At 45.8% G+C, this 17566-nt stretch carries 20 protein-coding genes; 9 read left to right on the top strand and 11 right to left on the bottom strand.

Annotated features, from left to right (window positions below):
* The first annotated feature begins 151 nt into the window (after positions 1-151).
* A complete protein-coding gene (locus QUB63_RS27045) occupies positions 152-517 on the top strand; it encodes a hypothetical protein (protein WP_332948449.1) in 366 nt (121 codons plus the stop codon).
* 150 nt (positions 518-667) lie between these two features.
* Entirely contained in the window at positions 668-1702 is a 1035-nt protein-coding gene (locus QUB63_RS27040; RefSeq protein WP_332948448.1) for an Rpn family recombination-promoting nuclease/putative transposase, read from the top strand.
* A 223-nt stretch (positions 1703-1925) separates the two neighbouring features.
* On the opposite strand, the gene QUB63_RS27035 is transcribed toward QUB63_RS27040, so the two are convergent.
* From QUB63_RS27035 to QUB63_RS27020, 4 genes are all read right to left on the bottom strand, one after another.
* Positions 1926-2429 carry a DUF2243 domain-containing protein gene (locus QUB63_RS27035; protein ID WP_332948447.1) on the bottom strand — a complete coding sequence of 168 codons (504 nt, stop codon included), beginning with the start codon at positions 2427-2429 and terminating at the stop codon, positions 1926-1928.
* 403 nt (positions 2430-2832) lie between these two features.
* Positions 2833-3057, bottom strand: a complete 225-nt coding sequence (locus QUB63_RS27030) for a hypothetical protein (protein ID WP_332948446.1) — start codon at positions 3055-3057, stop codon at positions 2833-2835.
* A gap of 134 nt (positions 3058-3191) precedes the next feature.
* On the bottom strand, positions 3192-3542 hold the full coding sequence (locus tag QUB63_RS27025; RefSeq protein ID WP_332948445.1) for a helix-turn-helix domain-containing transcriptional regulator: 351 nt from the start codon (positions 3540-3542) through the stop codon (positions 3192-3194).
* Positions 3535-3873, bottom strand: coding sequence for a type II toxin-antitoxin system RelE/ParE family toxin (locus tag QUB63_RS27020; protein ID WP_332948444.1), 339 nt, complete (start codon positions 3871-3873; stop codon positions 3535-3537). The genes QUB63_RS27025 and QUB63_RS27020 overlap by 8 nt, the downstream gene beginning before the upstream one ends.
* Positions 3874-4165: 292 nt before the next feature.
* Here QUB63_RS27020 and QUB63_RS27015 point away from each other — a divergent pair, with 292 nt between their 5' ends.
* Positions 4166-4381, top strand: coding sequence for a prevent-host-death protein (locus tag QUB63_RS27015; protein WP_332948443.1), 216 nt, complete (start codon positions 4166-4168; stop codon positions 4379-4381).
* An 86-nt stretch (positions 4382-4467) separates the two neighbouring features.
* On the opposite strand, the gene QUB63_RS27010 is transcribed toward QUB63_RS27015, so the two are convergent.
* The 4 genes from QUB63_RS27010 to QUB63_RS26995 are packed head-to-tail and all read right to left on the bottom strand — an operon-like array spanning position 4468 to position 7522.
* A complete protein-coding gene (locus tag QUB63_RS27010; protein ID WP_332948442.1) occupies positions 4468-4710 on the bottom strand; it encodes a YgiT-type zinc finger protein in 243 nt (80 codons plus the stop codon).
* Between the two features lie 2 nt (positions 4711-4712).
* Complete coding sequence (locus tag QUB63_RS27005) at positions 4713-5024, bottom strand: DUF4258 domain-containing protein (protein ID WP_332948441.1); 312 nt, start codon at positions 5022-5024, stop codon at positions 4713-4715.
* Between the two features lie 47 nt (positions 5025-5071).
* Positions 5072-7102 carry a GUN4 domain-containing protein gene (locus QUB63_RS27000; RefSeq protein WP_332948440.1) on the bottom strand — a complete coding sequence of 677 codons (2031 nt, stop codon included), beginning with the start codon at positions 7100-7102 and terminating at the stop codon, positions 5072-5074.
* Between the two features lie 6 nt (positions 7103-7108).
* On the bottom strand, positions 7109-7522 hold the full coding sequence (locus QUB63_RS26995) for a Pepco domain-containing protein (protein WP_332948439.1): 414 nt from the start codon (positions 7520-7522) through the stop codon (positions 7109-7111).
* Between the two features lie 291 nt (positions 7523-7813).
* Here QUB63_RS26995 and ispG point away from each other — a divergent pair, with 291 nt between their 5' ends.
* Positions 7814-9037 carry a (E)-4-hydroxy-3-methylbut-2-enyl-diphosphate synthase gene (ispG, locus tag QUB63_RS26990; RefSeq protein WP_332948438.1) on the top strand — a complete coding sequence of 408 codons (1224 nt, stop codon included), beginning with the start codon at positions 7814-7816 and terminating at the stop codon, positions 9035-9037.
* Between the two features lie 454 nt (positions 9038-9491).
* The gene (gene ctpC, locus QUB63_RS26985; protein ID WP_332948437.1) at positions 9492-10847 is read left to right on the top strand and encodes a carboxyl-terminal processing protease CtpC; all 1356 of its coding nucleotides are present in this window, start codon (positions 9492-9494) and stop codon (positions 10845-10847) included.
* Between the two features lie 82 nt (positions 10848-10929).
* On the opposite strand, the gene QUB63_RS26980 is transcribed toward ctpC, so the two are convergent.
* Complete coding sequence (locus QUB63_RS26980; protein WP_332948436.1) at positions 10930-11115, bottom strand: DDE transposase family protein; 186 nt, start codon at positions 11113-11115, stop codon at positions 10930-10932.
* A gap of 385 nt (positions 11116-11500) precedes the next feature.
* On the opposite strand from QUB63_RS26980, the gene QUB63_RS26975 reads away from it, so the two are divergent.
* Positions 11501-14029, top strand: coding sequence for a heavy metal translocating P-type ATPase (locus tag QUB63_RS26975; RefSeq protein WP_332948435.1), 2529 nt, complete (start codon positions 11501-11503; stop codon positions 14027-14029).
* A gap of 92 nt (positions 14030-14121) precedes the next feature.
* Here the strand turns inward: QUB63_RS26975 and QUB63_RS26970 are convergent, their stop codons facing one another.
* Positions 14122-14469 carry a hypothetical protein gene (locus QUB63_RS26970; protein ID WP_332948434.1) on the bottom strand — a complete coding sequence of 116 codons (348 nt, stop codon included), beginning with the start codon at positions 14467-14469 and terminating at the stop codon, positions 14122-14124.
* A gap of 104 nt (positions 14470-14573) precedes the next feature.
* On the opposite strand from QUB63_RS26970, the gene tmk reads away from it, so the two are divergent.
* The 3 genes from tmk (at position 14574) to msrA (ending at position 17289) form a co-directional block, all read left to right on the top strand.
* The gene (tmk, locus tag QUB63_RS26965) at positions 14574-15242 is read left to right on the top strand and encodes a dTMP kinase (protein WP_332948433.1); all 669 of its coding nucleotides are present in this window, start codon (positions 14574-14576) and stop codon (positions 15240-15242) included.
* Positions 15243-15603: 361 nt separating this feature from the next.
* A complete protein-coding gene (locus tag QUB63_RS26960; RefSeq protein ID WP_332948432.1) occupies positions 15604-16566 on the top strand; it encodes a DNA polymerase III subunit delta' in 963 nt (320 codons plus the stop codon).
* A 234-nt stretch (positions 16567-16800) separates the two neighbouring features.
* The gene (gene msrA / locus QUB63_RS26955; protein ID WP_332948431.1) at positions 16801-17289 is read left to right on the top strand and encodes a peptide-methionine (S)-S-oxide reductase MsrA; all 489 of its coding nucleotides are present in this window, start codon (positions 16801-16803) and stop codon (positions 17287-17289) included.
* 187 nt (positions 17290-17476) lie between these two features.
* Here the strand turns inward: msrA and QUB63_RS26950 are convergent.
* On the bottom strand, positions 17477-17566 hold a 90-nt coding region (locus tag QUB63_RS26950; protein WP_332948520.1), incomplete at its 5' end, for a photosystem II protein D1.

Here is a 17566-nt window from a genome sequence, read left to right as displayed (position 1 = left end):
CAATTTCCAATTCCCCAGGACTAATTCCCCAGGACCAATTCCCCAGGACCAATTCCCCAGGACCAATTCCTAAATAATTTGCTATAATATAAATAGCAAAACCAAAACGGTACTGCTAGCCCCGCACACAAGGTTATGGGAGTTAAGTCACATGGCAAACAAACTCCAAGTGAACACACAGTCGATCGGATACAGCGACTTATACTGGAACCGATTTAGTCCGAGAGTCGCGACTATCAGCAGCATCCGCAACGCCAACCACTGGGACGGCGGATTTATCACCTACATTGCATATCCCACAAAAGTAGAAGCCACAGCAGCAATGAAACATTTGCTCCTGCATCAAAAAGCTGCCGATGTCGATATGCGAAAAGCCAAGCGGATGAAAGCAAAAGGCATTCGGTGGGAACTCAAAATTCGGGGTTTAGCTTTTAATGAAGTGTTGAAACTGGCCACAATGGACATAGCTGGAAAGCTAGTTATGTCACCTGTAACAACTACTCAAGCCACAGGCTGATAACTGCATTTATAATAAGAGGTTGGGTTGAGACAGCAAAACCCAACCTCACAAAATCCAGCCCTTCCCCTATTTCTGAACGTCCATCTTTCTCATCCTCTGGGTCAAGAGCGCCCTCTGCATTTACTTCAAAAAAATTATATAAAATATATGCGTTTCATCAGCCCCAAGACAGATTTTGCATTCAAAAGAATATTCGCATCTTCCGAACATCCAGAAATCCTAATCAGCTTCCTAAATGCAATGCTGTATAACGGAGAACCCACAATCCAAGAATTAGAAATAATTGACCCTTATTCAGCCGCCAGCGTCACAGGATTGAAAGACACTTACCTAGATGTCAAAGCCAAGATTACCGGTAACAAAACCGTGATAGTTGAAATGCAGGTACTCAACGTCGCCGCCTTTGAAAAACGAGTCGTGTACAACGCCGCCAAAACCTATTCTACTCAACTCAAAGCTGGAGAAGGTTATTTAAAATTAAATCCGGTCATTGCTTTAACCATCACTGACTTTATCTTATTTGAAAACACCGAACAACTAATTTCTCAGTTTGAATTCAAAGAAATCAAAGAGAACTTCGCCTATCCCAACTGCGAGTTAAAGCTAGTGTTTGTCGAGTTGCCGAAATTCAAAAAAGAATTGAATGAACTCCAAACTCTGCCGGAAAAGTGGATTTATTTCATGAAGAACGCCCCCTCTTTGGAAGCAGTACCAGAGACATTGGAGTCTGTCGAAGAGATTAATACCGCGCTGGAAATTGCCAAGCGAACTAATTTAACAGTGAAAGAAGCGGAGGATTTGGACAAGCGAGAAATGTTTATTCAAGACCAGCTAGGCTCTGTTATGAAAGGGATAGAAATTGGTCTACAACAGGGGATCGAACAGGGAATACAACAGGGAATCGAACAGGGAATCGAACAGGGAATACAACAAGGAATCGAACAAGGGATTGAAAGGGGAATCGAACAAGGGATTGAAAGGGGAATAGAAAGAGGTAAAATTGAGGGAGAAATAGGATTAATTATGCGTCAGATTGTGCGGCGGGTGGGTGATGTTAGACAGGAAGTTCAAACTCGCATCCAGGGGTTATCTGCGGAACAGTTGGATGATTTGGGAGAGGCTTTGTTGGATTTTAGGAGTCAAGAGGATTTGATGGCGTGGTTGGAGTCGGTGGCGGGATGAACTCATGAGTTAAAAAGAGAGTCAATCGATTGCGCGATTTTAGATTTTAGATTTTAGATTAAAGAATTGAAGCATTGACCCCACGGATAAATTCGGGGGGCAAGTTTCATCGGATACAAATTTTTTATTTTTTCATAAATTAATACTGGGGCTTGTATCATGGATGCTTTCGGTCAGGGATTTTTAACGCGGATTTGGTAGAATTCCCAATCTCTGCATTCATTTAAACTTTAGTATCTGCGGGGACTTCTCTCTGTACGAGCATCCAACCTAAGAGTGCTAAAATAAGACCGATCGCCAAAAATCCTAAATCCCAAGTTAACTCGTTAACACCGGGTTTGACGTGGTGGATTCCCAAAATTTGATGGTCAACAATGCCTTCAACAAAGTCAAACAATCCAGCACCAATTAATATGGAACCGAAAAAAGTTTGAGTTGACAAAGGAACATCTTTGCGCTTCACCGCACGCCACAAACAGAAGATTCCTGCCACTGTTACCAACCAATCCGCAGCGTGAAACAGTCCGTCTCCGAGGGTATTTAATTCTAAACCGGCGACGGTAGCATCGGTTTTAACGCTGCTAAACATATGGTGCCACTGCAGGAGTTGGTGCAGCACAATGCCGTCAAAAAAGCCTGCTTGACCGATACCGAGGAGAATTCCTGCGATAATTAGAGGTCGGCGGTTGTTAACTGTGGTGGCGGGTGAGTTTGTACGATCGTCCAATGGAAAACCTCAGATGCTTTAACTGCTGAGCCTCAGGCTGTGTAGGGATTTGCCAGTACATTTTTTAGTTTGGCTGGGGAGGAAGGGCGATCGCATCATCCGCGAGAGAGATTTCTGGAGTTGATGGGGGCTACAATTAAATCGGTTGAGGATTTGAGATAATTTTCGTGAATTAATTCGGATGATTTATTACGCCTGTAGGGGCGGGTTCACCCTAATTTATCAGACACAACAAAAAATATTGTAAACCCGCCCCCACCCACCGGATTATCGGTGAATTTCCCATCTAGTTTAGATTAAATCCGCCAATTAATTAGAGTAATTCATTGGGCGGGGGCGGGTTTATTTAGATTGTTATTGAGCGACATAGATGTTGGTGAACCCGCCCCTACAGAACCTTTGTCTAGGCAAATACGGCTTCTACGGCTTTCGGCAATGCGATCGGCACAAAATATGCGGCTGGATACAAATAATCTTCGCCTGATTCATCAATAACTCGGATATATTGATGTTCCGCAGCGAGATTATCGGGTATAATTCGATAAATTTTTCGGACTTCCAAGGATGCTTGATAATCTTGATTGTTAATGCAAACTACAAATTTGGTTTCCAAGTTAAACTTCAACATATTTGCATAAAGTAGTAGTGGTAGGGTGCGTCAGTTTAGTAACTCTCAACGATCGCCGAAAATCTCATTCTGACGCACCATTTATTCCGGCGTGCGTCAGTTGTGAGATTGTCAGGAAAGTAGCGACAATCTCCCTAGCTGACGCACCCTACTTCACGAGAATTTATTGATTCCTCTGGTGTTTTGCTTTGACTAGCTGCAATCTCTGTCTTTAATCCTAAAGCCTTCAGCAAATCCATAAATCTATAAATCTCTTCTCCCCCTGATGCTTTCAGCAATTTCTGAAGTTGATCCCAATTTTGTAAATCGTCTTCAGCTATTATAGAGACTTGACTTTGAGCTTTAACTATGTCTCTGAGTACCGTCAGTAACAGTTCGGGTTCCGGTGCTTTTTCTTCTAAAATTGCTTGAATATAAGCAGCAGTTTCTTCAATGTCTTGAAGCGAGTTAATCAGATAATCATGGTAACTGTGCGTTTTAGGCATCGTCTCTACTCCTGAATTCTATCCAGTATTCTTTGGCTTTGCGAATATCTCGATCTTGGGTACTTTTATCTCCACCGCAAAGGAGGAGTATAATAGTTGAGTCTCTTTCTGCGAAATAAACCCGGTAGCCGGGGCCCCAGTCAATTTTCAATTCGGAAACACCCTCTCCTACGGATTTACAGTCTCCTAAATTACCAAGAGCAACTCGCTGAAGTCTACCTTTTATTTTAGCTTTCCCTTCGCGATCGCGCAAAGCATCAAGCCAGTCTTCAAAAGGGATTTTTCCCTCTAAGGTTTCATAGGTTTGAATTTCACGCTTGTGGACTTCCATGACTCTATTTAGTAAAAGCCTAAGTGTCAAATGATATGATTTCTGGTAGCTGCGATTTTGTATGTCACGGGGTGCGATCGAAGTGAAGCAATCTCAAGCGGTAGGGTGCGTCAGTGTGGTAATTCTCAATGAGTACCGAAAATCTCATTCTGACGCACCATTTATTCCGTGGTGCGTCAGTTGTGAGACTGTCAGGAAAGTAGCGACAATCTCACTCTTCTGACGCACCCTACTTCTAAGTGAATCGCATTGAGATATAATTTAGTTTTAACACAACACAAATCATTGTCCTATGAAAACCGTTGACAAAAGTCAATTAACCGCTCAATTACTAGAATTATTACAACTTGTCGAGCTAGAAGGCGAAGAGATTTTAGTGATGGATGGGAATAAACCAGTTGTGAGAATTTCGCAGTATGAAAAGTCTCTTTCAACGGAAGAATTATTTAAGGATATGCGGGGGAAAGTTAAATATTTTGAAGATTTAACTACGCCAATATTTATTTGATCGAGTATTTTGTAAGGTGCGTCGCTATGAGATTGTCGATTTTTGTTTGGGAATTTTCGAGGCGACACACCCTACTTCACTGTTACTTACCCAACGCGAAAAGATTGGCCTATCGCTTGAAATTCTTGAGTCTCTTCTCGCTGCAATTGCTGTCTAATTTTGGCAAATTTCCTAACTGTTTCCACAGAGTACAACCGTTCTCCACAGCTTAGGCAAACTTCAGCGGATACTTTTAAGATAGCAGTATGCTTGCCACCCCGCAAAAGTTTATCGACTTCTTTTATAACTATTTCACCGCCGCAAATCGGGCATTTTTCTACATATAGCATTGTTAATTTCTCCTTTGTATCCAATTAATCCATCGATTCGCATCGGGCCGATAAACTGTAATTAGGATAGCTAGTTTATTGCTAGGGACATAAGACCAAACACTGTGAATAGGATCGCCTCTAAAGCTTTCACCATAGATTAAGTATCGGGGATAGGGTTTTTCTTTGGGATAATTTTCGATGATTTCACCATAAAGGACGGAAAAGTAGATTTCATCAAATGAGAGATTATCATCCTCTGCTTCTTCATCAGCATGGTCTGTAATTCGCACCCGATTTGCTAATATTGCTTCTATGATCTCGTTGAGATTCATTCGTTGTTTGTAAATTTTATGCCAATTTTAATGAAATCCCAAAATCCTTAGATGTTACACTTTACAAATCTCGACCCGAGAGCAGAGAAACCCACTCCCATGAACCTCAACCGCCTACCCTCGGTTGGGAGGTGTCCTTCTGGTGCTTTGGTATTAAATTTTAGATCGTTATACCCCAACCAATCACTATTCACATGCCAACCTACCCGATCGCCAAAAGCTTCCCAATTTTTCCGATCATCTTCCCTTGTTCCCCCCAGACTTTGATAGATGCGCTTCTGCACCGAAAAACCAAAACGTCCATTACTATATTTCACCCAAAGTTGATCGATGGTGCATAAATCTTCACAGGGAAATCTATCAATATCTTCAATTCTCAGACCGCTTTCGCCTGTTCTCCCGGCTGCTTTCAATATCATATTTGTCGTTTCCTTATCCGCATTTTTCCATTGTCCAGTTGCCAGTAAATCGCGCAACTTAGTATAGTCTACTCCGCGTTCTGACTTGAGGGTAACATCAGCAGAAATTGGAATAGGTAATAATACATTTGTAGGCGGTGGAGGTGGACAAACTGGGGATGAGCATGTCTCATTATAATCTACTGCCAGATTACAAATATCGATGCGATAGAAGAGAGACCCTCTCCTACCATTCAACCAACCAATCCTACCTCGCGGGAGTCGTCCTGGTGTTTTGGTGTCAAATTTTAAATCTTCATACAACAACCAGTTATTCTGTACACGCCAACCTACCCGATCGCCAAAAGCTTCCCAAATTTTCTTATCATTTTCCCTAGTTCCGCCCAGATTTTCATATATGCGCTTCTGCACTGAAAAGCCAAAAAGTCCATTACTGTATTTCACCCAAAGTAGATCTATGGTGCGTAAATCTTGACAGGGAAATCTATCAATATCTTCATAACTCAGACAGAATTTGCCTGTTCTATCCTTTACTTCTAGCATCCTATTCACCGTTTCCTCATCCGCTTCTTGCCATTTTCCAGTTGCTAATAAATCGCGCAACTTAGTGTAGTCTACTCCGCGTTCTGACTTGAGGGTAACATCAGGCTCAATAGGAGTAGGATTAGGAGGTGCAGCTTCCGGGGATTTGTCGGTTGTAGCACTATTTTTAGAACTCGGTTGATATGGTATAGCTGCTGGCTGTGTCTCTGCAATGCCAATTCTTTTTAGTGCTTTAATCGCATCCATATCGCCACCAGGAGATGCAGCCAACACCCGAATCCATAACTGTTCTGCCAGATCGAAATCTTTGTGAATCTCAGCAGAGAAAGCATCATTTTTCATCGGTGCAACATCAGCTTTAGTTGCATATTGGGGGCAAAGAATCAAGTGATACTTGCTGGCTGGCTCAGCAATCATATAAGGAGTTTGTCGCGACGTATCACCTTTTTTGTATTGCCGAATCAAATCGGGAACTCGCCCATTCAAATAATGATTCAATCGCTCAACAGTTGCACATCGACCTTGAGCGCCTAACCCTTCCAGCAGTGCTTTTGTAAAAATTCCTTGCTGTAAATCATCAATTTCATAGGACAACTCATTAGGACTGCAAGAAAAAATTGTAATCACTCCCTTTTCTCGCGCAACTTGAGCGGCTTGATTGCCAACTCCTTCTCCTGATTTACTTCCTTGACTCCGACAAGCATCCAGAATTAGGACAACATTATCAGCACCGCAGCGACGCAAGCGTTCTGTCAAGTAATTAATGGAAATCGCTGTATGTTCAATGTCCCCCCAATCGCTATCAGAAGCCATCAGATAATCACACCCATTATGCCGCATTCCGTGTCCGCTGAAAAAAAACCAAAAGTTATCCCCAGCTTGCATAAATGGTTTTTCAAACTTCGTCCTCAAAACTCTTCTCAGGTTGCTAAAAGAAGCACGAGTCGATTCACCTGAAATATTGGGCGAGTCCTCTGAAAACAACAATACTTGCTCAAATCCCGCTTCTTTGACAAGAAAATCTCGCATTAATTCTGCATCCAGTTTGGCATACTTCAACGGTTGCGAGAATTCATATTTATTAATGCCAATTGATATTGCCCTATTTCTTCCCATTTCACCTTAAGACTTACGTTTAAACCTTAACAATACAGTTCTTGTATCTGCAACTTTTGCCCCCATAGCCATTAAACTGAAAGAACCCTCAGCATTAATACCAACGGATAACTCAATTTCAGATAACTCGATCGCCTTCATGTCAGCTTCCAGATCCGCTGCACTGAACATTTTATCCACCGTTTTCATGAACTCAGCCAGTTCTTTTTCTAATTTCTTGATACTGACTTTGTGCAGCCGCAAGCTATCCACCGCTTTTGTCACCTGCTTGTGTGCAGACTCAGTTGGCTGTTGTGCATCAAAAAAACCAGAATAGTCTCCTGTATGTGCCCCAATCTTCGCACCCTCCAAATCAGGTGCTTCCGGTGACTCATCGGGAGTATCGCCGCTAGTCGCAATGCTAATCATTTCATCTGGCATAACTGCCGATCGCTCCAAACAAAGTATTTATATAATTTTGCCAGATCCTAACCCAGATTGTAACGATAAATTATACCCAAAATCTTCATCAACGTATCTTCGCCCTCCCGGTGATGGCTGCGTAACACGACAAGCCCAACCTACATCATGTGAGTGAGAGGTACGCGAGCATTTTTATCCCAAATCCCAAAACCCAAAACCTGTTTGTCCAAACAGGTCATTTCTATGGCAACCTAAAAAACAGGAAACAGAATTTTATAGACCTTGGTAACAGAAAACTAGCAATCAATTATGCAAACTCTGCCCAATCCAACTAAAACCGCATCTAGCCAACCAGTATTCGACACCACCATCAAACGCCGCAAAACCAGACCCGTCAAAGTCGGTAGCGTCACGATCGGCGGCGGCAACCCCGTCGTCGTACAATCGATGATTAACGAAGACACCCTCGACATCGACGGTTCAGTCGCCGGAATACGGCGATTGCACGAGATAGGCTGCGAAATCGTCCGCGTCACCGTGCCCAGCATGGCCCACGCCAAAGCCTTAGCCGAAATCAAGCAAAAACTGCACGCCACCTACCAACCCGTACCCCTCGTCGCCGATGTCCACCACAACGGGATGAAAATTGCCCTGGAAGTCGCCAAACACGTAGACAAAGTGAGAATCAATCCCGGACTGTACGTGTTCGAGAAGCCGAAAGCCGACAGAAGCGAATACACCGACAGCGAATTCGCCGAAATTGGCGAAAAAATCCGCGAAACCCTGGAACCTCTGGTAATTTCCCTGCGCGACCAAGACAAAGCCTTGCGAATCGGCGTCAATCACGGTTCCCTCGCCGAACGGATGCTGTTTACCTACGGCGACACCCCCGAAGGCATGGTAGAATCCGCCCTGGAATTCATCAAAATTTGCGAATCCCTCGACTTCCGCAACATCGTAATTTCCCTGAAAGCCTCCCGCGCGCCCGTGATGGTGGCTGCTTACCGCTTGATGGTGCACCGGATGGACGAACTCGGCATGGATTACCCCCTGCATCTCGGCGTCACGGAAGCAGGAGACGGCGAATACGGCCGCATCAAATCCACCGCAGGCCTGGCACCCTTGTTAGCTGACGGTATCGGCGACACCATCCGCGTCTCGCTGACAGAGGCCCCAGAAAAGGAGATTCCTGTTTGCTACAGCATTCTGCAAGCCTTGGGACTGCGGAAAACGATGGTTGAGTATGTCGCTTGTCCTTCCTGCGGTCGCACTTTGTTTAATTTAGAGGAAGTGTTACACAAAGTGAGAGAGGCTACGAAGCATCTCACGGGTTTGGACATAGCAGTAATGGGCTGTATTGTCAATGGCCCGGGAGAAATGGCTGATGCTGATTACGGCTACGTTGGGAAGCAACCGGGTTATATTTCTCTGTACCGCGGCCGGGAAGAAATTAAGAAAGTGCCGGAAGACCGAGGCGTGGAAGAATTGATTAATTTGATTAAATCGGACGATCGCTGGGTTGAACCTGAGTAGGCTTGACTGGATTTAGTTTTGAGGTTTGGGGCGATGCTCAAAGCAAAGGGTGTCAACTTAAGCCTGAAACCGTTGAAAAATCTCGCTTTGATCCGAGGCCAGATCCCCCCTAGCCCCCCTTCTTAAGGGGGGGGACAAGAGCGATCGACAGTCCCCCTAGCCCCCTTTAAGAAGAGGGGGGGAGAAGAAAGCCTTCTCAAAGTCAACCCCTACTCCCCTGCGCGATCGGGGTATGCGAGGGGGCTCGACGCTCGAATACACAGCAGACAAAGGATTTTAGGCATTCGCAAATCCATCCCCTACACCTGCGTCCGCATCCGGCTGCGGTAGCCTCTGCTTCGGGAATACAACTCGGCAAAGTTGAATAAATATGTATCCAAAATCCGACCGAGCCTTGCCTGTGTTAGATTGGGCGTGATTATTCTGAACTCTTTTCCTCCCGCGCGTCAGACAAATGGTTATAACAAAACGAGGGCTTGTTCTAAGTGCAGCAGCGGTGGTACTCACTGCTGTAACTCTTGCCAACAGCGGTTGCAATCCTAAATCTCTACCTTCTTTTAGGGACAGTCCTAAAGAGTTGGTTGATGAAGTTTGGCAAATTATTGACAAAAGTTATGTTGATGGCACTTTTAACCAGGTTGACTGGAAAGCGGTGCGGAATGATTATTTGAACCGGACTTATAGCAGCGATGAGGAAGCTTACAAAGCAATTCGGGAAATGCTGAAGAAGCTGGACGATCCTTATACGCGGTTTATGGACCCTGAAGAGTTCAAGAATATGCAGGTTGAAACTTCTGGGGAACTGACAGGAGTGGGGATTCAGTTGACTCAAGATGAGAAAACTAAAAAGTTGGTGGTGATTTCGCCGATCGAAGATACCCCTGCTTTTACTGCTGGTATTCTGGCAAAAGATATCATTACTAAGATTGACGGCAAGAGCACCGAAGGTATGGATACGAATCAAGCGGTAAGTTTGATTCGCGGCCAGGCGAATACTGAGGTGACGCTGACTGTTTTGCGGCAAAGCAAGGAATTAGAATTTAAGCTGAAGCGCGCTAAAATTGAAATTCATCCTGTGCGGAAGTCTGTGCAGAAAAGCCCGATCGGAGAAGTCGGCTATATTCGCTTAAATCAGTTCAGTGCGAATGCTGCATCGGAAATGCGATCGGCAATTAAGGATTTGGAACAGAAAAAGGTGACGGGCTATATTCTAGACTTGCGTTCCAATCCCGGCGGGTTGCTGTACGGAAGTATAGAAATTGCTCGGATGTGGCTCAAAGAAGGTACGATCGTCTCGACGGTCGATCGCGTCGGTGAAGCCGATCGACAAACCGCAAAGGGGGCAGAGCTTACAGACAAACCTTTAGTTGTACTCGTAGACGGCGGTTCAGCAAGCGCTAGCGAGATTCTATCGGGTGCTTTGCAAGACAACAAGCGCGTGGTTTTAGTGGGAACGAAGACGTTTGGTAAAGGTTTAGTTCAGTCAGTGCGTGGCGTGGGAAAAGGTGCAGGTTTGGCGGTGACAATTGCCAAGTATTTTACTCCCAACGGCACTGATATCAATCACATGGGAATTAAACCGGATGTTGTGGTTGAACTCACTGACGCTCAAAAACAGGAGTTGAGGCGCGATCGCGATAAAATCGCTACGGCAGCAGATCCGCAGTACGCGAAAGCTTTGGAAGTTTTGACTAATAAAGTTACTGGTAAAACAGGAGATAGTAAGGCTGAGTCGAAACCGAAGGCGGCGCCCGCTAAACCGACTGTGGCGCAGGCTAAACCGAGTGCGGCACCTGCTAAATCTAAGTAGCAAGTTTGTCGTAAGGACTTCAGTCTTTTTTTAAGTTTTGCAGGACTAAAGTCCTTACTACGAACAGTTTGTGCAATCTAATTTATTGCGGTTGACATTTGCCGGCGCGAATTAAACCGATGCGTCGGGCGATCGCATCTTCTGCAGAATCGTAAGGGCCCCACTGTTCTATAATAGTGGGGCTTTGCTGTGCGATTTGGGCGATGGGCAAAATCTCGCAATTACCAGCAGGACGTTTGACAATGTAGAATTTTGGTGTTGCTGTCATAGCTAAATTCATCACCTAAAAACTGGATACTAACTAATATAAGACGGCGGTTGAAACCGCGTCTATACAAACGATGTCCGCTTTCGGGCCGACTGAAGACAATAACCGTCTAATCTTCAACCCGCTCCCGTCGGGTAAAGTCTCGTGTAAACCTGGTTTCAACCGCCGTCTAATCTTCAACCCGCGCAGGCGGGTAAAGTCTCGTGTAAACATGGTTTCAACCGCCCGGTTTCTGTTCAGCATTGGGATAAGAATTAAAAAAAACTAACACTTTCGGAAGATGCCAGAAAATTTATCTATGATAAAAATATAGACATTTGTCTAAACCGTGCATTAAACACTTTCTCTTCTCACCAAAATATTCTAATCTATACCGAAAAAACAAATGCAATTTGTTCCCAAAACACTCGCCGAAAATCAACCAGAAATCATCCCAGTTAAAGAATCCCCGCCGCCAGAACTTGTTACTTTCGATGTCAGCGGGATGAAATGTGCCGGCTGCGCGAAAGCAGTTGAACGCCAACTCATGCAGCATTCAGGCGTAATTTCAGCTTGCGTTAACTTAGCCGTAGAAGTCGCGACGGTTGAGTGTCAACCGGGGGCTGTCGATGCAGAGGCTTTAGCGAAAAAGTTGACTGATAATGGATTTCCCTCTCAGTCTCGTTTAGGTGAAAATCAGCCGGAAGCAGAAGCGGCAACAATTGAACGGCGGCGACAAGAAATTAGACAGCAAATCAAGCAATTGACGATCGCCCTTATCCTAATTATTCTATCCGGTTTAGGTCACGTACTCGGCACAAAAGCCCCAATTCTCACCAATATTTGGTTTCACTGGGGACTCGCCACCCTAGCTTTGCTGCTACCGGGCCGCCCGATTATCGTTGACGGCTGCCGCAGTTTGTGGCGAAATGCACCGAACATGAATACTTTGGTAGCTTTAGGCGCTGTCACAGCTTACACCGCTAGCAACGCGGCGCTGCTGTTTCCACGGATGGGATGGGAGTGCTTTTTTGACGAACCGGTGATGCTGCTGGGCTTTATTTTGTTGGGCAAAACTCTCGAACAGCAAGCCAGACGGCGCGCTGCATCAGCTTTGCAAGCTTTAATCGCACTGCAACCGGCGAAAGCCCGCTTAGTTGATTTTAAACTCCAGATTTTAGATTGGGACTCTCAAGAATTGCCTGCAAACTCGACATCTGCAGTCTACAATCCACAATACATTGAAATTCCAGCCGATCGCGTCCGAGTCGGAGAATGGCTGCAAGTTTTGCCAGGGGAAAAAATACCGGTAGACGGCGAAATTTGCGAAGGCAAAACAACCGTAGATGAGTCGATGCTGACTGGCGAATCGATGCCTGTTTTGAAGCAACCAGGAGATACAGTTGCGGCGGGAACTATCAATAAATCCGGGGCAGTTGTGATGCGGGCAACTCGCACGGGTCAGGAAACAACTGTAGCTCAAATGGTGGCTTTGGTGCAAGCCGCCCAAACTCGCAAAGCGCCGATTCAACATTTAGCTGATACTGTCGCCGGATATTTTGTCTATGGCGTAATGGCGATATCGGCTTTAACTTTCCTATTTTGGTATTTTGCCGGGACTCATATTTGGCCTGGGGTGCTTTTAGGACACGATATGGGTCATGGGGCATGGGGCATCGGCCAAACAGGGCAATCGGGCATCGGCCAAACAGGGCAATTGGGCATGGGAAATCAATTATCAATTACCGATTACCAATCGCCTTTGCTGTTAAGTTTGAAATTGGCGATCGCAGTTTTAGTCATTGCTTGTCCTTGCGCTTTGGGACTGGCTACCCCAACTGCAATTTTAGTCGGTTCTGGCATCGGGGCGGAGCGCGGGCTGTTGATTCGCGGTGGCGATGTTTTAGAACGAGTGCATCAATTAGATACCGTGGTTTTTGACAAAACAGGCACTCTCACAACCGGAAATCTCGCACTCACAGATTATTTGCCGATTTTCCAGAATTATGAGTTGGATTTGAACTCAGATATTAATGTTGGCAACAAACAAGATGCCTGTTCCACAATTGACTCAAAACTGCTGCAAATTGCCGCAGCGGTGGAAAGAGGCGCTTGTCATCCCATCTCCGCCGCGATTTTGCAGGAAGCTCAACAGCAAGGTTTGCCGCTGCTACCTGCTGAGGATTTCTACACTGAACCGGGCTTGGGGGTTTCTGCTTTAGTAGAGGGCCGGCGGGTGTTCGCGGGGAATGCTGAGTGGATGAGCGAGCAGGGCGTCGCTGTGGCTGCGGAACTTTTGGAGTCTTGCCAAGGCAAAACGGCGGTTTACGTCGCTTCTGGGGGCGTTTTGCTGGGGGTAATCGGGCTAAAAGATACTCTGAGGCCGGATGCTAAGGCGGCGGTGGAACGTTTGCGGGGCATGGGATTGCGGGTGATGATGCTGACGGGCGATACGGCGTCGGCGGCGGTGGCGACTGCGCAGCAGCTAGGTTTGGCGGCGGCTGATGTTTTGGCCGAAGTGCGGCCGGAGGGGAAGGCGAGGGCGATCGCCAGTTTGCAAGCCCAAGGCTGTAAAGTGGCTGTGGTGGGGGATGGCATCAATGACGCCCCGGCTTTGGCTCAAGCTGATGTCGGTATCGGTTTGCACTGCGGCACTGATGTCGCGGTTGAGACTGCTCAAATTGTGCTGATGCGAAATGCTTTGATGGATGTTGTTGAGTCGATAGAGCTCGGGCGCGCTACTTTCAACAAGATTCGCCAAAATTTATTTTGGGCTTTTGGTTACAATACTCTGGGAATTCCGGTTGCAGCGGGTATCTTGCTGCCTGCAACCGGAATTCTACTCAGTCCTGCCGCGGCCGGGGCATTTATGGCGTTTAGTTCTGTTAGCGTTGTTACCAATTCTTTGCTGCTGCGCCGGAAGTTTCGAGCTTAAATTTAGACCTTCCACATAAAAGTCATCAGTAATTAGTCATTAGCCAGGAACTAATGACTGATGACTGATGACTGATGACTGATGATGTATGGCTACAGTGCCATACTTTCCAAGAGTCGCCAGTTATTGTTTTTCATAATTGAACGACTGACGAGCTCGAACATTTGACGGCAGTGGTTGTTGGTTTGCAGGGGCAATTCCTCGTTTTTGATCACGAAATTCATGCGAACCTCTGATTCGCTGGCCGTGTTTTTCTCAATTAGGACTTCGGCGGTGACAAGTTTGGGAATCGAAACTTGACCGGGAAGTTCGCGAGCCATGACGGAATCTCCTGTATTGTAGATAATATCAAGATTGCATGACTCTAAAATTTCAATCAGGGACTGACGGAGACGGTCGATCGGAACGGCAACGATAAAAAAACCAGTATAGCGAGCCATAGAAAACTCCAACCGTGAGGCATTTAGACTTTATCATCATACCGAACCTAGAACAGATTTACAGAACAATATAGATTTATTTTATGCAGGTGGAAAGTTAGGCAATGAAGGGGAAACTTATCGTATTTGAGGGGGTAGAAGGTGCGGGAAAAACTACTCAAATGCAGCGATTGATACATTTGCTGCAATCAAGTTGTTTTCAGAAAGTCCGGTTGGTGGCTACTCGCGAACCGGGGGGTACGGAGTTGGGAAAAGGACTGCGGCATTTGTTACTCAAACAAGCTCCGGGTGAATCTGTATCCGAGCGAGCAGAATTACTCATGTACGCGGCCGATCGCGCTCAGCACGTCGAAATTTTTCTTAAACCAGAGTTATCCAAGGGAACGATTGTTTTATGCGATCGCTTTGCAGACTCCACGATTGCTTATCAGGGCTACGGCCGCAATCTTAACTTAAATTTAATTAAGCAGTTGAATGCAATTGCCACCGGCGGCTTGGAAAGCGATCTGACTTTGTGGCTGGATATTAATGTGGAAGCGGGTTTGGCGAGGGTAAGGGCTCGGGGAGAGCGCGATCGGATCGAGCAAGCTGATTTGAAGTTTCACCGCCTGGTACAGCAAGGTTTTGCAGAGTTAGCCCAGGAAAATAAATCTCGAATTGTCCGGATAAATGCCGATCGCACCGAAGATGAGGTCGCTCAGGAAATTCAAGCTATCGTAACTCGCAAGTTAGAAGCTTGGGGCTATCTAAATAATCCCAATCCTGAAAAGTAAGCTGACATAGATAGCCAGAAACCGGGTTTTTTACGAAATATTTGCTAAAAATCCTCAAGATCGAGGAAAAACGCGGTTTCTTCGTTGTAACTAACTCACCATAGGGTGCGACAGGGTGCGAAAATTATTCAATAGGTGCTCATCACATTCAGCCCCCCTGACGCACCCTACAATAACTAAAAAAATATTCCATCCATTAAATCCGTTACATCCGTCGAGCGAATCCGTTGCCGAACTTCCCTCTTCCTCCTTCCTTCTTCCGACTTACGCTTGACGAATTCCTTCTGTCAACTGTCAACTGTCAACTGTCAACTGTTAACTGTCAACTGTCAACTGTCAACTGTCAACTGTCAACTGTCACATGGATTATTTCACATCATTAATCGGACAAAATCGAGCAGTAGAATTGCTAACCCAAGCAGTCGAGCGCAACCGAATTGCTCCCGGCTATCTATTTGTCGGATCTAACGGCACCGGCAAAAGTTTAGCAGCTCAGTGTTTCATCGAACTTTTATTCTCAGTCAATCTTCCCGAAAGGCGATCGATAGAATCCGTACAAAATCGCGTGAGACAGCGAAACCATCCAGACTTGCTCTGGGTAGAACCAACTTACATGAACCAAGGCAAACGGCTGTCCCCAAAAGAAGCAGAAGAAGCAGGCTTAAAGCGGAAAGCACCGCCCCAAATTCGCCTTGAACAAATTCGAGAAATCGGTGAATTCCTGAGCAGGCCGCCGCTAGAAGCTGGGCGTTCAGTCGTAGTTTTGGAACAAGCAGAAACAATGGGCGAGGGAGCAGCTAACGGCTTGTTGAAGACGCTGGAAGAACCGGGAAAAGCAGCCCTAATTTTAATTGCTCCGACTGTGGAAGCTTTGCTGCCCACTTTGATTTCCCGGTGTCAAAAAATCCAGTTTTCTCGGCTGAATCCCCAAGCAATGGCACAAGTTTTGCAGCAAGCGGGATTCACCGAGATTTTATCCCATCCCGAGGTAATGGGGATGGCTCAGGGAAGCCCTGGGGAAGCAATTGCTATTTGGCAGCAACTGCAATCAATACCCGAGGATTTGCTGCAAAAAGTCAAGCAATTGCCTCAAAACCTGCGGTCAGCTTTGGAATTGGCGAAGGAAATTGATAAAACTTTGGATACTGAATCTCAGTTGTGGTTGATCGATTATTTACAGCACTGTTACTGGCAGCAATTTTTAGCAGGGCGGATTAGCCGATCGCCCTTAGAGCCCTTAGAAAAAGCGCGACAATATTTGCTAAACTACGTACAGCCGCGATTAGTTTGGGAATGCACACTAATGGGAATTTGTCAACCCTAATAAGAGTGCCAATTTTTATCCCAATAGCATGAGTAAGTAAATCTACCTAATTAAACATAAAATATCGATCGCTAAAAAGCTTGCTGTATATGTCTTATCACTTCTCTCGGGACGATAACTAAAGCCTTCTTCCGTCTTCCGTCTTCCGTCTTCCTTGTTCCTTGTTCCTTCCATCCGTTACATCCGTTACATCCGTTACACAATCCGTTGCCGAACTTCCTTCTACTTAACACAATGGAAAAAGCCACATTTGCCGCCGGTTGTTTTTGGGGAGTCGAACACAAGTTTCGCACCGTTGCGGGTGTCATCTCGACTGCTGCGGGCTACACAGGAGGTCACTGGCCGAATCCCTGCTACCTCGATGTCTGCGCCCGAGTCACCGGTCACGCTGAAGCAGTGCTCTTGGAGTACGATCGATCGATCGTGAGTTACGAAGCACTGCTAGATATATTCTGGAACTGTCACGATCCAACCCAAATCAATCGCCAAGGCCCCGACAGAGGCGAACAGTACAGGTCTGTCATTTTTTATCACAATTGGGAACAAGAAAAAGCCGCTCGCGCTTCCAAACAAAAATTGCAAATTTCCGGTAAATACGACAAAGATATTGCCACCGAAATCAAACCCGCTGGTGAATTTTATATGGCAGAGGATTACCACCAGCAGTATATTGAGAAGAAGCGGCAGCCCTCCCCGCAGACCGATTTATTTCCATCCACCTAATTATTAGTCATTAATTATATTCTGTCCGCCATAACAACCACAATCAAATTCGTTCGCAGCATCGGACTTCAGTCCTCATCCAAATCAGAGGACTAAAGTCGTCACTACGAACGTGATAAAAATATATTTCCCCAAACAAAAAGCGCCCCTATTTCTAGGAGCGCTTGAGGTTATCTGGGACTAAAACTTAGCCGTTGATGGAAGGAGCAACCAATGCCACAGGAGTGGTTTGGGCAGCAGCCAAGTCGAGCGGGAAGTTGTGAGCGTTGCGCTCGTG

Source organism: Microcoleus sp. ARI1-B5 (assembly GCF_036705795.1).
GTDB lineage: Bacteria > Cyanobacteriota > Cyanobacteriia > Cyanobacteriales > Microcoleaceae > Microcoleus.
This window is presented reverse-complemented; position numbering and strand designations above follow the sequence as displayed.